General features: G+C 59.9%; 13 protein-coding genes. 3 read left to right on the top strand and 10 right to left on the bottom strand.

What is annotated here, in order from left to right; genetic code table 11:
- Nucleotides 1–174: 174 nt before the first annotated feature.
- Nucleotides 175–306: a hypothetical protein gene (locus tag ACVWYY_RS14070; RefSeq protein ID WP_011434447.1), complete on the top strand. Its 132-nt coding sequence runs from the start codon at nt 175–177 to the stop codon at nt 304–306.
- On the top strand, nt 284–781 hold the full coding sequence (aroQ, locus tag ACVWYY_RS14065; protein ID WP_414344089.1) for a type II 3-dehydroquinate dehydratase: 498 nt from the start codon (nt 284–286) through the stop codon (nt 779–781). Before ACVWYY_RS14070 ends, aroQ begins: the two co-directional genes overlap by 23 nt.
- Nucleotides 782–798: 17 nt before the next feature.
- Here aroQ and ACVWYY_RS14060 read toward each other — a convergent pair whose 3' ends face one another.
- From ACVWYY_RS14060 to ACVWYY_RS14050, 3 genes are all read right to left on the bottom strand, one after another.
- Nucleotides 799–1,809 carry an alpha/beta fold hydrolase gene (locus ACVWYY_RS14060; protein WP_011434449.1) on the bottom strand — a complete coding sequence of 337 codons (1,011 nt, stop codon included), beginning with the start codon at nt 1,807–1,809 and terminating at the stop codon, nt 799–801.
- The gene (locus tag ACVWYY_RS14055) at nt 1,806–2,732 is read right to left on the bottom strand and encodes a fatty acid desaturase family protein (protein ID WP_457404311.1); all 927 of its coding nucleotides are present in this window, start codon (nt 2,730–2,732) and stop codon (nt 1,806–1,808) included. Before ACVWYY_RS14055 ends, ACVWYY_RS14060 begins: the two co-directional genes overlap by 4 nt.
- Before the next feature lie 105 nt (nt 2,733–2,837).
- Nucleotides 2,838–3,374, bottom strand: a complete 537-nt coding sequence (locus tag ACVWYY_RS14050; protein WP_457404309.1) for a thioredoxin domain-containing protein — start codon at nt 3,372–3,374, stop codon at nt 2,838–2,840.
- A 191-nt stretch (nt 3,375–3,565) separates the two neighbouring features.
- On the opposite strand from ACVWYY_RS14050, the gene pheT reads away from it, so the two are divergent.
- Nucleotides 3,566–6,043 (top strand): phenylalanine--tRNA ligase subunit beta, encoded by a 2,478-nt coding sequence (pheT, locus tag ACVWYY_RS14045; RefSeq protein WP_457404312.1) that lies wholly within the window; start codon nt 3,566–3,568, stop codon nt 6,041–6,043.
- Nucleotides 6,044–6,482: 439 nt separating this feature from the next.
- Here pheT and ACVWYY_RS14040 read toward each other — a convergent pair whose 3' ends face one another.
- The 7 genes from ACVWYY_RS14040 to ACVWYY_RS14010 form a co-directional block, all read right to left on the bottom strand.
- The gene (locus tag ACVWYY_RS14040; RefSeq protein ID WP_414350034.1) at nt 6,483–7,622 is read right to left on the bottom strand and encodes a glucose-6-phosphate dehydrogenase assembly protein OpcA; all 1,140 of its coding nucleotides are present in this window, start codon (nt 7,620–7,622) and stop codon (nt 6,483–6,485) included.
- A gap of 130 nt (nt 7,623–7,752) precedes the next feature.
- Entirely contained in the window at nt 7,753–9,351 is a 1,599-nt protein-coding gene (locus ACVWYY_RS14035) for a glucose-6-phosphate isomerase (protein ID WP_457404307.1), read from the bottom strand.
- A gap of 46 nt (nt 9,352–9,397) precedes the next feature.
- A complete protein-coding gene (gene folK / locus ACVWYY_RS14030; RefSeq protein ID WP_457384017.1) occupies nt 9,398–9,904 on the bottom strand; it encodes a 2-amino-4-hydroxy-6-hydroxymethyldihydropteridine diphosphokinase in 507 nt (168 codons plus the stop codon).
- Entirely contained in the window at nt 9,901–10,284 is a 384-nt protein-coding gene (gene folB / locus ACVWYY_RS14025) for a dihydroneopterin aldolase (RefSeq protein ID WP_414375071.1), read from the bottom strand. The genes folK and folB overlap by 4 nt, the downstream gene beginning before the upstream one ends.
- Nucleotides 10,271–11,140 (bottom strand): dihydropteroate synthase, encoded by an 870-nt coding sequence (gene folP / locus ACVWYY_RS14020; RefSeq protein ID WP_457404305.1) that lies wholly within the window; start codon nt 11,138–11,140, stop codon nt 10,271–10,273. The genes folB and folP overlap by 14 nt, the downstream gene beginning before the upstream one ends.
- 541 nt (nt 11,141–11,681) lie before the next feature.
- Complete coding sequence (ychF, locus tag ACVWYY_RS14015) at nt 11,682–12,773, bottom strand: redox-regulated ATPase YchF (RefSeq protein WP_011434459.1); 1,092 nt, start codon at nt 12,771–12,773, stop codon at nt 11,682–11,684.
- A gap of 63 nt (nt 12,774–12,836) precedes the next feature.
- Nucleotides 12,837–13,078: hypothetical protein (locus ACVWYY_RS14010; protein WP_457404303.1), on the bottom strand; the 242-nt coding region annotated here is incomplete at its 5' end.

The following is a 13,078-nucleotide window of genomic DNA, read 5'->3' as shown; positions in this document are numbered from 1 at the left end:
CGGGCTTGTTTTGTTCTCTGGTAGAGCAGAGCAGGCTCAGGGCTACTGAAAGCCCGCTCCGTACCGCTTAGCGGTCGGAGCCGGGTAGTTTACCTCTACACCCCTCGGAAAGAAGCGCTATCATAGAAGTCCGTCGAATAAACTCCCTTCGTAAAACCTCGCGAGGCAGATCGGATGGATTGGGTAGAAAAGGTGCTGGAAAAGATCCGGGAATGGGTGGAACGTGTGATCGACACCCTGCTGGGGAACCCCCAGCCTCAACCTGCTCCCATTCCGGTAGAAGATGGATCCCATCGTCGTCGTTAATCCGACTGCCATTGCCCCCGGCGGCGAGCCTCTCAGCCTCTTGGTACTGCATGGCCCCAACCTCAACCTGCTGGGGGTGCGAGAGGTGGGCATCTACGGCTCAGTATCCCTAGAGCAGATCGATCAGGCTCTGCATCGGCAGGCAGAAATGCTAGGGGCGAAGCTGGAGATTCTCCAGTCCAACCATGAGGGGGTGCTCATCGATGCCATTCACCGTGCCCGCCAGCAGCATGTCGGCATTCTGATCAACCCTGGGGCCTATACCCACACCAGCATTGCTCTCCGAGATGCCATTGCAGCCGTAGGATTGCCCACTGTGGAAGTCCACCTAAGCAACATCCATCGCCGCGAGCCCTTCCGCCAGCACTCTTACATCGCCGCCGTAGCGATTGGGCAAATCAGTGGTTTTGGGGCGCAAAGCTACCTGTTGGGGCTACAGGCTCTGGTGCAACACCTGCGCCTGCAATCTGTGTAGGATCTGTGTAGGTGCCCTCAGCTCTCCAGGAACTCCTGCACGGCTGTGCGAATAAAAGCTTCATCCTCGGGGTTTTGATGAGGATTACCGGCCCGGTGCCCCCAAATGGAGGGGATGATCTTGTAAACCGCGTTCGGGATCCATTCTGCCTCAGCCCGACAATCTTCTGGGGTGAAATACAAATCCGTCTGGGCGGGCATCACCAATGTTTGGGCCTGAATTGCCCTCAAAGCAGCCCGATAATCTCCCCGGTGAATGGGGTTGTCGCTGATATCGCAGCGGATCCAAGTTTCGATCATCGATAGCAGATTCTGGGGATCCCGGCGGCGGTAATTGGCCTCCCAGCCTCGCTCTAGATAATCTTCGAGAGAGGCATACCCCAAGGATTCATAGCATTTTTGGTTGAAAAAAGGTTGGGAAACAGCCCAACTGGCGTAGATGTGGGCAAAAGCTCGCAGACCCCGCTCTGGGACACCCGTAAATCGACGACCGTTCCAGGCGGGATCGGCAGTTAGGGCTGAGCGCAAACTCTCCAGAAAAACCCGATTGTGAACTGTGGTCTTGGCGGTGCCACAGAGGGCTACGATCCGTTCCACCCGCTCAGGAAACAGGGATCCCCAGTGATAGGCTTGCTGAGCCCCCATTGACCAGCCGTAGATCAGGCGGATGCGTTCGATCCCAAAGTGTTGGCGAATCAGGCTCTCCTGCAGGCGCACATTGTCCCAGTGGCTAAACCAGAAGCCATCTTCCCGCAAGCCACAGGCTGGATCGTTGCTGGGGGAAGTGGAAAGGCCATTGCCCAGCATATTGGGAATGAGGATAAACCACCGCTGCGGGTTGAGGATGCCGTCGGGACGAATCAGCCACTCCAGGTCGGGATGCTGAGCCCCATAGGAGGTGGGGTAGAGGATCAGGTTGTCTTTTCGGGGGGAAAGAGTCCCGTAGGTGGCGTAGGCGAGCGTGATTTGGGGCAGTTGGATCCCGCACTGTAGCTGAAAATCGTTCAGGCTCCAGGTGTAGTGAGTCATGCCTGAAATTGTTCAATCACCTGACGATGAACCCGCACATACCCCTGCCCTAGATGAGCCAGATGGGGCTTGAGGTATTGATGGGCATCGGCCAAAGCATGAAATGGAATGGAGGGGTAAAGGTGATGCTCAGCATGGTAAGGCATATTCCACATCAAAAAGCGGATCGGCCAAAGGGTAAGGGTGGTGCGGGTATTGGAGAAGGGATCCTCGGTTTGGCTACAGCCCGTGTGCTCTGCCAGCAAAATGAAGCGCAAGAGCGGCTGCCCTACCGCCAAAGGCAACAGCCACAGCCACACTATCCAGGGATCCCCCAGCAGAAGGGAGAGCAAGCTCCCAAGGCCGTAGACCCCTAGCTGCAACCGCACCGAACGAATCACCTCTTGGCGGGCCGATTCAGGAATGTAGGGATAGCCTTGCAACTGGCCGCTGGCTATGCGGATGTAGGTCTTCACCTTGCCGATCCACCAAGTCAAGCCGCTCAGCTCGAGCAAATACTCCGGCCAGCTCTGGGGTTTGGGATCCTCCAGCTCCGGATCCTTGCCCGGAATCTGGGTATAGCGGTGGTGCCATTTGTGGTATCGGCGATAAAAAGTGCTGTTGTAAAACGAAAGCAAGCCCGCCACCCAGGCTACCCCGTCATTCAGTTTTGGGCTGGCAAAAGCGGTGCGGTGTACACATTCGTGCAAGGCAGCAAACATCGTCGCCAAACTGGCCCCGTAAACCACCAGCGCCGGCAGGGCAATCCAGCCACTGACACCTTTCTGGGTCACCCACAGGCTGCCACTCACCGCCATCACCGCCAAATGTCCCAAAAGCTGCCGGAGCCCGGCTGAATTGGAGCGGACATTCAGTTGTCTGAGGCGCTCGCTCGGGATCAACCGTTGCGGATCCGGCAAAATCGGTGTTGTCTCGACAGCCATGGCCTGTTCTTGTGAGCTACGAGAATGGATAGAAGTTATCCAATATCAAACCGAGGCCAGACCTTTCCGCCTGTGTCCAAGACAACAAAACCCTGGACCAAACTCCTAGCCATGACTGCGGGGATCCGGCTGACTGGGGAGGGCGCGCCTGCCCCGCTCCAGCTCAGACACCGGCCCGATGTTGGTCAACTGCAGGGGCTGTCCAGTTGCCAGAGCCAACACATTGGCTCGCAGAATCGACGGCGGCTGTTCGCCAATCGCCGATCCCAGCACTTCTCCCTGCCGATCCAAAAACAGAAAATGAGGGATGCCGTTCACCCGGTAGCGGCTCAGCTCCGGCAGCCACTTGGGATTATCCACATTGAGCATGACAAAGTTGACTTGATCGGCAAATTCCTTTTTGAGATTGGCCAGGAGGGGCGCCATCGCTCGGCAGGTGGTGCACCAATCGGCGTAGAACTCCACCAAAGAAGGCTTGCCATTGGCCTGAGCTTGCTCCCAAGGTATGGCTTCTTGGGCTAGAGCCTCTAGGTTGCTGCCCGCCTGACGCCCTTGGTTAGCCAAAAACAGTCCTGCTGCCAAGAGCACAGCTACTGCGGCAATCAACCCGTTGCGCAACCGTTTTGCCCAGTCTTCCTTCATCTTTCCTCACCTTGCCATCCGCTGGATCTGACCTTAGCCGTCGCCTTCACCGTTTTAGCATCCCACCCTGTCCCACCGGTTCCGGCCAGAACTGGGTCTATGCCATCCCACGATCTTGGGCCGGGATCCCGGCTGGAGAAGAGGGCCAGGTGAGCGATAATGGGTGCGGCGTTTGCACCGATGGCTCAGCGATGCGCATCTCCTTGAAGTGGCTGCGAGAACTGGTGGATTTCCAACTTTCACCCGAAGAACTGGGAGAGGCCCTCACCCTGGCGGGGTTTGAAGTGGAAGAGATCGAAGACCGCCGCACCTGGGCAGATGGGGTGGTTTTGGGCAGGATCCTGGCTGCCGAGCCTCACCCCAACGCCGACAAGCTGCAGGTTTGCCAGGTGGATTTGGGATCCAATCGGCCTGCCACCATTGTCTGTGGAGCTGCCAACGCCCGCCCTGGGATCCTGGTAGCAGTGGCCACGCCCGGCACCCATTTGCCCGCCCTCTCCCTCACCATTGCCAAAGCCGACAAGCGGGGGGTGATCTCGGAGGGCATGATCTGTTCTCTGGCCGAGCTGGGGCTGGAGAAATCTTCCGAAGGGATCCACGAATTCCCGCCCGACTTGGATCTGGAGGCCCATCCGCTTGGCTCTGATGTGCGTCCTCTTTTGGGCTTGGACGATGTGGTGCTGGATCTCACTTCCACCGCCAACCGGGCCGATGCCCTGAGCATGGTGGGGATCGCCCGCGAAGTGGCTGCCCTCACCCGCAACCCGCTGCGCCTGCCCCCCGTCCAGCCTCTTCAGGCCAAGCCCATCCCCAACTTTCAGTTGCGCATTGCCGACGCCAAAGCCTGCCCCGCCTACAGTGGCGTGTTGATCGAAGGGGTGAAAGTCGGCCCTTCCCCCGACTGGCTAAAACACCGACTGGCCGCCGCCGGCATGCGCTCCATCAACAATGTAGTGGATATTACCAATCTGATCCTGCTGGAATGGGGCCAGCCCTTGCACGCCTTCGACTGGGATCGCCTGCTCCAGGTCATGGGCAAGAAAAAACCCACCATCGAGGTGCGCTTGGCCCAGCCGGGAGAAACCTTAAAGACCTTGGACGGCCAAACCCGCACCTTGCAAGCCGACAGTCATCTCATTGTGGCCGGCAGCCAACCGGTAGCTCTGGCCGGGGTCATGGGAGGGGAAGAAACCGAGGTCGGCTCGACCACCACTCGCATTTTCTTGGAAGCAGCCCTATTCGATCCAGCGGTGACGCGGCGCTCGGCCCGGTCTCAAGGTCTGCGCACCGAGGCTTCCACCCGCTATGAGCGAGGGGTTAACTTTGCCACCCTCGATCAGGCCCGAGATCGGGCGGTGCAGTTGATCCTGGAACTGGCAGGGGGAGCAGTGGCCGGCCTCACCACCTTTGACCAGCGGCCCCCCCTGGAACGCAGCCTGAAATTGCGGCTGTCGCGGCTGATCGATGTGTTGGGGGACGAGGTGCAGGCGGCGGATGTGGAAGAGATCCTGTCTGCCTTGGGCTTTCAGCTCTCCCGTTGCGAAGAGGCCAGTTCCCAGGATGCTCTCTCCCCCGCTACAGAAACGGCAACTGTGGCCCGCTGCGTCTGGCAGGTCGCCGTTCCCCCCTATCGCCTGCGGGACATTGAGCGGGAGATCGACCTCATCGAGGAGTTTGCCCGTCTCTACGGCTATGACCGCTTCTCGGAAACCCTACCCACCGAGCCGCAGGTGGGATCCCTTTCGGCGCGGGAAACGTTCACCCGCCAGATCCGAGAAGTGCTGCGCGGCATTGGCCTGACAGAGGTATATCACATCTCCCTCTGCCCAGCGGAGGAGGATGGATCTTTGGTGAGGATTGCCAATCCACTTTCGCCGGAATATTCAGCCGTGCGCAATGCGCTACTTCCCGGCCTGGTGGAGGCCTTCCGCTTCAACTGGGATCAAGGCAACGGCCCGCTCCAAGCCTTTGAAATCGGTCGTGTTTTTGCCCATGCCCTTCCCCCCAACCCCCACCCTTACCGGGAAGCTGAGCATATCGGCGGTATCTTGGGCGGGGATCCCAATCCCCACGATTGGCAGCACCGCAACCGACCCATGGACTGGTTCGAGGCCAAGGGGCTGCTGGTCTCCGCTCTGGAGCGGCTGGGATTTGGCCCGGAGTTTCGTCTGGATCCCCCTGAAGAGCAATCGCCGCTGCTGCACCCCGGTCGCCAGGCCAGTTTGTGGATTGAGGGATCCCGCATCGGTTTGTTCGGGCAACTGCACCCCCGCCTCTGTCAGGAAAAGGGGCTGCCAGATCAGGTCTATGGGTTTGAGCTGCAGTTGGATCCCTTGCTGGAAAGCCTGGAGAGACGGGGCATTGTGCAATTTGTCCCCTTTTCGCCCTTTCCTGCTGCCGATCGGGATATCGCCTTCTTTGCGCCACTCGACCTTGCCGTTGGTGAGATCGAGAAGGTTATCCGTCGAGCGGGCGGAGAACTTCTCCAATCGGTGCAGCTTTTCGACGAGTACCGGGGCCAAGGAGTACCTGCAGGGCAGCGCAGCCTTGCCTTCCGCCTAGTGTACCGCGCTCCCGATCGCACCCTCACGGATGCGGAGGTAGAAGCTCTGCAAAACCAGGTGAGGGCGCAGTTGGCAACACAATTTCCGGTGACCTTGCGCAGCTAGCCGACCCCTCTGTAGCTACTATAACATCCTCCCGGCGCTCTTCCTGTGGACAGGGCGCGGGACTGATTGCCCCTGCACCCCGTTAGCTACACCGCTGGGAAGCCCCGCTCTCTATTAGGGGCTAGTGACTAGTGACTAGTGGCTAGACACTATCCAGGGTGAGAGTCGGGATGAAAGGCGGGGACATGATGTTTTGTCCTTGACTGGTGCCATAAACATAAAAAGTAGCGGGGTTTTATACACTGCCGCTATAAACATCAAGTACAGGGTGGTGGGGCATCCCGTCCTTTTCGCGCTAGCAGCGCGGAGCGCTAACCGGAGTCACTGTTCGCGTCAGCGGGACGGAGTCCTTGAAGCCCGCACTCTCTCGCTTTAGCGGCGCGGAGCGCTTTGCATCAGCATGAGTGCGGGAGTATGTCACTTAAACCAGAAGCAGATCTCAGCTTTTGCCCAGCTTCAGCATCTGATCCACCACCCCTAGGGTTTCTTCGTAGAGGTAGTCGGGGCCAAGCCGCTGCAACTCGGCAGCCAGCAGGGTGTCGAGGGAATCCTGCTCCAGGGGAGCCACCTGGCGAACCACACATCTCTGAGCGCCCCCCATGGCTTCCATGCGCATACACCCTGTGATTTCGGAGCACAGCACAGTACAGGCGTCGGCTTCTTGGTTGCTGGAGGTGAGGCGCAGCCCGATGAGATCCCCCGGCTGGCTGATTTCCGAGGCCAAGGGCACAGCGGCCAGTTCTGCCATCACCTCGCCGCCCATTTGGGTTTGAAAGCGGATGCGGTCAATCTTGTAATCGTGTTCTTGAGCCTGAACCCGCTCTGTGGGAGTCCATCCCAGGCGACCGGCCAGCCAGCCCAGGAAGAGGAACGCCTGGCAGGGATTGCCGGCTTTGTAGTCGAGGTTCACGCGATCTACGAGGTATAGGGACTCCCGCCGGTCGGGAGGGTCAAAGGCTTGGGCGGTGAGTTCCTGCCAAGGCAGCAGCCGCCGCCAGTTGAGATCCCCACAGTGGCGCCCCTCACCCACCAAGAGGTGGATTTCCTGCAGATCTTCTTCTGGATTGACAAAGCCCCGTGAATCGACAATGACCCGATTGCTCAGGGCCACCAATTTTTGAAACAGCAAGCTGTTCAGATCCAGATCCCCCTGCCACCACAAAAAGGTGGGCAAGTTGGGGATCAGCAGCGAGGCGACCGTGCTGCAGGCCCGCACAAAGGCCGATTCGGGCGCTTTCAGGGTGATGTATTCGCAACAGACCAACGAGCTGCGCTGCTCACGGGTCACCGGACAGTAGGCGGCCACCTGGGCCTCGATGGCGTCGTCTGCGGATCCCTCCCGTTTGGCTCGCAGGTCAATGACGCGACAGGGGTTCTGGGTGGCGATGGCTTCGACGGTGGGGGAAGGCAGCAACAGCGCATCGTCCAGAGATTCGTACACCACCAGGGTAAAGGTGGCAGCGCGGGCGGCAACGCTCTCTCCTTTGGAAGACCAGATCTTGTTCAGCTCCTGCTCAATATCTTCGATGGAGACATCTTTCGGGGTTTGTAGGGGCAGGACGGCAGCAGATTGATCCATAGTCTCCTCCTGGAGTGGACTCTTGCTCGATTCTAGGCAGGCGGGTCGGCTGGCCGGGAAGGGCTTAAGGCGAGGTACAGATTGACCAACTCAAGCCTGCTCTCCGCACTTGCTCCAGGAAACTCGAGGCTCAAGCAGGCCGAGGCTGGATGTTCAGCTCCAAGGGGCGGGCGGGATCCCCTGTCAACAGGACTCCGCGGCCATTGGCGTGTAGGTGCCGCACAATCCAGTACAGGGTTTCTATGCGCTCCGGGCAGCCCAGTTTCTCTGCCAGTTGGGGCAAAGTCAGGGATCCCTGCTGCTCCTGCACCGTCTCTAGCAATCGCCGTTGCAGCTCCAAGACGGCGCTGGCGGCTTTTTTGCCTGCTTCCACCCCCGGTTGATGGTAGGCGTTGATCTGGATTAGGGAGGCATAGAGGCCCACGGCTCGTTCGTAGAGGGCAATCAAGGCCCCCACCGAGCGGGCATCTACCCGTGGCAGCGTCACGGTAATGGAGTCGCGACCGTTTTCGTAGAGGGCCTGGCGGGTGCCCTGCAGCAGGCCGTTCAGGTAGTCGCCACTGGTCACCTGCGGCTCCACGAAGGGGGAAGGGATCCCAGGCTCCCGATCCTGAAGCACCTCGATGAAGGTGACAAAGAAGTTGTTCAAGCCATCCCGCAACTGCTGGACGTAGGCATGTTGGTCGGTGGTGCCCTTGTTGCCGTAAACGGCGATGCCCTGCTCCACACGGTTGCCGTTTAGATCGTGGGATTTGCCCAGGGATTCCATCACCAACTGTTGTAAGTAACGGCTAAACAGCAGCAGGCGATCCTTGTAGGGCAAAACCACCATGTCCTTGCGCCCTTGCCCTTGACCGACGATGTACCAGGCCATGGCCAGCAGAGCGGCGGGATTGCGCTCCAGGTGGGGCAGGCGGGTGGCCTCATCCATGGTGGCTGCCCCGGCCAGCAAAGCCCGGATATCAATGCCCTGCAACGCTGCCGGCAACAGGCCCACCGGGGACGTTTCGGAGGTGCGCCCCCCCACCCAGTCGAAGATGGGGAAGACCTCCAACCACCCCTCCTGCCGCGCCTGCTGCTCCAATTGGCTGCCGGGGCCGGTGATGGCCACCGCATGCGCAGAAAAAGGGATCCCAGCCTTTTGGTAGGCCAGCTTCACCTCCACCAAGCCATTGCGGGGCTCTGGGGTGCCGCCGGATTTGGAGGTGGTGATCACCAGGGTTTGCCCCAGTTGGTCTGCCAGCCGCCCCAGCACCCGGTCAAACCCGTCGGGATCCGTGTTGTCGATGAAGTGGATGTTCAGGGGGGGGTGCAGCGGAGCCAGGGCCTCCGCCACAAATTGCGGCCCCAGAGCTGAGCCGCCAATGCCGATGCAGAGCAGCTCGGTGAACCGTCCCCCCCCGCTGGCCGGGATGGTTCCGCGATGGATCTTTTCGGCAAAGGTTTCCACTCGCTCAATGGAATCCTGAATGGCCTGCCGGATTTCAGGGGTGGGAGCCAGCTCGGGCGCCCGCAGCCAATAGTGGCCCACCTGGCGGCCTTCGTCGGGGTTGGCAATGGCTCCTGCCTCCAAAGCCTGCATATCGGCAAAAGCCTGGGCAAAGCGAGGCCGTAGCGCTTCCACCTGAGGGGGAGTGAAACGGATGCGGCTGATATCGACGAAAATCTCCAGGCCGGGATGGTAGTAAAGCCAATCGCAGTAGCGCTGCCAGAGTTCGAGGCTGTCCATGGGATCCCTTTTGCCGAAATCCCTAACCAGCTTACCAAACTCTTTCTTACTCCCAGCCGAGGGTTGTGCGCTCCAGCCAGGACTGATCCAAACTGATGAGTGCCTCTTTGACCCCCACACCGGTCTCAGGGTGACGCCAGTCGGGAGCGATCTCCCCCAAGGGAGCTAAGACAAAAGCACGTTCCATCATGCGGGGGTGGGGCAACGTCAGCTCAGGGCTGTTCAGGATGCGGCTGCCCATGGCCAGCAGATCCAAATCCAGGGTTCTGGCCTCCCAGCGGATGCGCCGCACCCGTCCTGCCTCCTGCTCGATGGCCAGCAGCGCCCCGAGCAACTCCAGGGGAGACTGGTAGGGGGGAAAGGGATCCAACGCCACCACTGCGTTAAGGTAGTCAGGCTGTCCGGGTGGCCCCCCTTGGGCTGGGCTGCGGTAGAGACTGGAACAGGCCACCACCTCTCCCAACCGGCGCAACTTCTGCACAGCCAAGCGCAACTGCTGCAGCGGATCCCCCAGGTTGCTTCCCAGGGCAACATAGGCCAGGTCACGATTCATGAGGCTTCCGCCCTGCTTACGGCTCGCCGGCGGTCGACCTCGACGTAAACATCCTCGAACAGCCCCGGCAGGGGAGCATGGGGCTTGTGAACCCGCACAGTTAGGGCCTCCAGTTGGGGATAGCTCTGCCACAGCCGCTCTGCGATCTGATCCGCCAAGGTCTCGACCAAGCGGTAGCGTTGGCCGGTCACCTCCTGCCGCACCCTCTCGTACACCTGGGCGTAGTCCACCGTGCGCGAGAGGTCATCTTGGATCTCGGCTAGGGAAAGCCGTATCTCCACGTCCACCACAAAACGCCCACCCAAAACCGCTTCCTCCGGGCAGTGGCCGTGGTAAGCATGAAAGACAAGGCCCTGCAGCACCAGCCTACCCTGCGTCATGGTGCAGAGCTTCCCAAGTGGCGAGGGCGGAAACATGAGCCGGCACGTTGTGAACCCGTACTAGGGCAGCCCCCCGGCTGGCTGCAAACAGGTGCACGGCCACGCTGGCGCTGTCTCGCTGATTAGGTACGGCAATGCCGGAAAGCTTACCCACAAAACTTTTGCGGGAGGCCCCCACCAAAACTGGGTAGCCGTAGGCCACCAGCCGCGGTAGGGCTTTGAGCAGGGTTACATTCTGCTCGGCAGTTTTGGCAAAGCCCAAGCCCGGATCCAAAACAACGCTGGGCACGCCCGCTGCCAGGGCCCGCTCTGCCTGTTCCCTGAGAAAACCGAAAACCTCCCCCTCCAGGTCAGCATAGTCGGTCTGCTGCTGCATGGTGCGCGGTTCTCCCCGCATGTGCATGATCACCGCCGGCACCCCCTTTTCGGCACAGACCTGTATCATTTGGGGATCCCGCAGCCCGCTGACATCGTTGATGATGTGCGCCCCGGCAGCCAAAGCCGCAGCCGCCACCTCCGTTCTGCGCGTATCGACGCTGATGGGGATCCCGGATCCCTGCAAAGCTCGAATTACCGGCAAAACCCGGTCGCATTCCACTTCTACCGGCACCGGATCTGCCCCTGGGCGGGTGGACTCGCCGCCAACATCCACCATCAAGGCCCCTGCCGCCGCCATGGCCTCGGCTGCCTGCACGGCTGCTTCTGGGGATCCCCACTGGCCGCCATCGCTGAAGCTGTCGGGGGTAACGTTTAGCACCCCCATCACCCCAACGCCCCGCCAAGAAAGACGGTAGCCCTCTGGCGTCTGTTCTGCCCCAGGCAGAGGACGTCGGGAGATCAAGCTGGTAACACCCATAACCGCTGCAGGCTGCCGTGTTGCAAAAGCAGGGGGAAAAGTCTCCCACTGCCTAGGATGGTATTGCCGTCAATCCCAAGGCTGGCGCAAGCCCAACAGGATTCTACAAAATTTTTTACAACGTCCTTACAGAGCCACGATTGGTGAAAGGCTGCCCCTGCCGGCTCAAGCGCAAGGAATGGCCCCCGCCGACAGAGGAAGCTCTCCCGCTCTGGCTAGAACATGATGTCGTCTTCGGAACGACCCCAGATGCACCAAATGATAGAGGCAAAGATTGCCATGTAAACCCAGGCCATCGGGCCGTATTGCAGCAGATCCATCAATACATCCCTAAAACATTTGTTTATCTAGTCCAATTATTGTGATGTTTCGTTACAGCGTCAACCGTTTTCTTAGGAAAAGGCCCCCTCTCAGACCCAGCCGGAGCTGCGCTGGGATCCCTTGTCCAGGGCGGGTTAAGTCTTTTTGCCTAAAGACAGGGAGCAAGTCTTCAGTTTCTGAGAAAACCCAGCTTGCCTGAGAGATGCAGGAGGATAGGGAACTAGACATTGAAGCGGAAGTGCATCACGTCCCCTTCCTGGACGACGTAGTCTTTGCCTTCGCTGCGCAGCAGGCCCTTTTCTTTGGCGGCATTCAGGGATCCCGCCGCCACCAGATCGGCATAGGCCACCGTCTCGGCCCGGATGAAGCCCCGCTCAAAATCGGAGTGGATCACCCCGGCTGCCTGAGGGGCTGTGGCGCCGACTGGAATCGTCCAAGCGCGGGTTTCTTTGGGGCCAGAGGTAAAGTAGGTGCGCAAGCCCAACAGCTCGTAGGTGGCTCGGATGAGAGATTTCAGCCCGCCCTCTTTTACCCCTAACGAATCCAGATAGGCCTGTCGCTCGTCGGGGGGCAGCTCCACCAGTTCCGCCTCCACCTGGGCTGAGACCACCACCACACCTGCCCCTTCCGCCTCGGCAAATTGCCGCACCTGCTCCACCCAGGCATTGCCGCTGGCCAGATCCGTTTCCGCCACATTGGCGGCGTAGATGACTTTTTTGCGGGTGAGCAGCCCCAACCCTTTGATCAACTGCTCTTCTTCTGGGCTGAGGGGTACCAGGCGAGCCGGCTTGCCCTCGTCCAAGGCAGCCTGTAATTGTTCCAGAGCCTGCAACTCCAGTTGGGCGGTTTTGTCGGACTTGGCCTGCTTGCGCACCCGCTCTATGCGCCGCTCGATCTGGGCCAAATCCGCCAAGGCTAGCTCCAAGTTGATCACCCCGATATCCCGCAAGGGATCCACCGAACCCGCCACATGCACAATGTTCTCGTCTTGGAAGCAGCGCACCACGTGCACCACGGCGTCCACCTGGCGAATGTGGGAGAGAAACTGGTTGCCCAGACCCTCCCCCTTGCTGGCTCCAGCCACCAGCCCGGCAATATCCACAAACTCGATTTGGCTGGGGATGATCTCGGCAGAACCGCTGATCTTGGCCAGCACCTGCAAGCGCTCGTCGGGCACCGCCACCCGCCCCACATTCGGCTCAATGGTGCAGAAGGGAAAGTTGGCCGCCTCGGCTTTGGCATTTTCACAGAGGGCGTTGAACAAGGTAGATTTGCCTACGTTGGGCAGGCCGACAATTCCAGCTCTCAACATCCAGATCTTGGGGAAAAAGCCAAAAACCAGGGTAACGGGATCCCTTGCCCAGCGGAAAGATCCCTACTCTGACGTTAGCATTTGCCGCCCCTTTCCCAACCGGTGGATCCGCTCCCAAGCGCTCCGCGCCGCCAACGCCACCACCCTCGGCTCCTCTCCCAAGAGAACTGTATTTTTTGTCAGCTGCACAGTGTTGGGCAGCTGAGGTCTTTTGACATCCTCCCCGGCCTTTAGGCCGGAGATTCCTACCACGCTGCGCATGGATGGCTCCTTGCGCAGTCGTCTCGGCGGGTTCCTGCTTCCGA

It is taken from the genome of Thermostichus sp. MS-CIW-34 (genome assembly GCF_054060435.1).
Note: the sequence above shows the minus strand (reverse complement) of the source record. Positions and strands in the feature narration are given on the sequence as shown.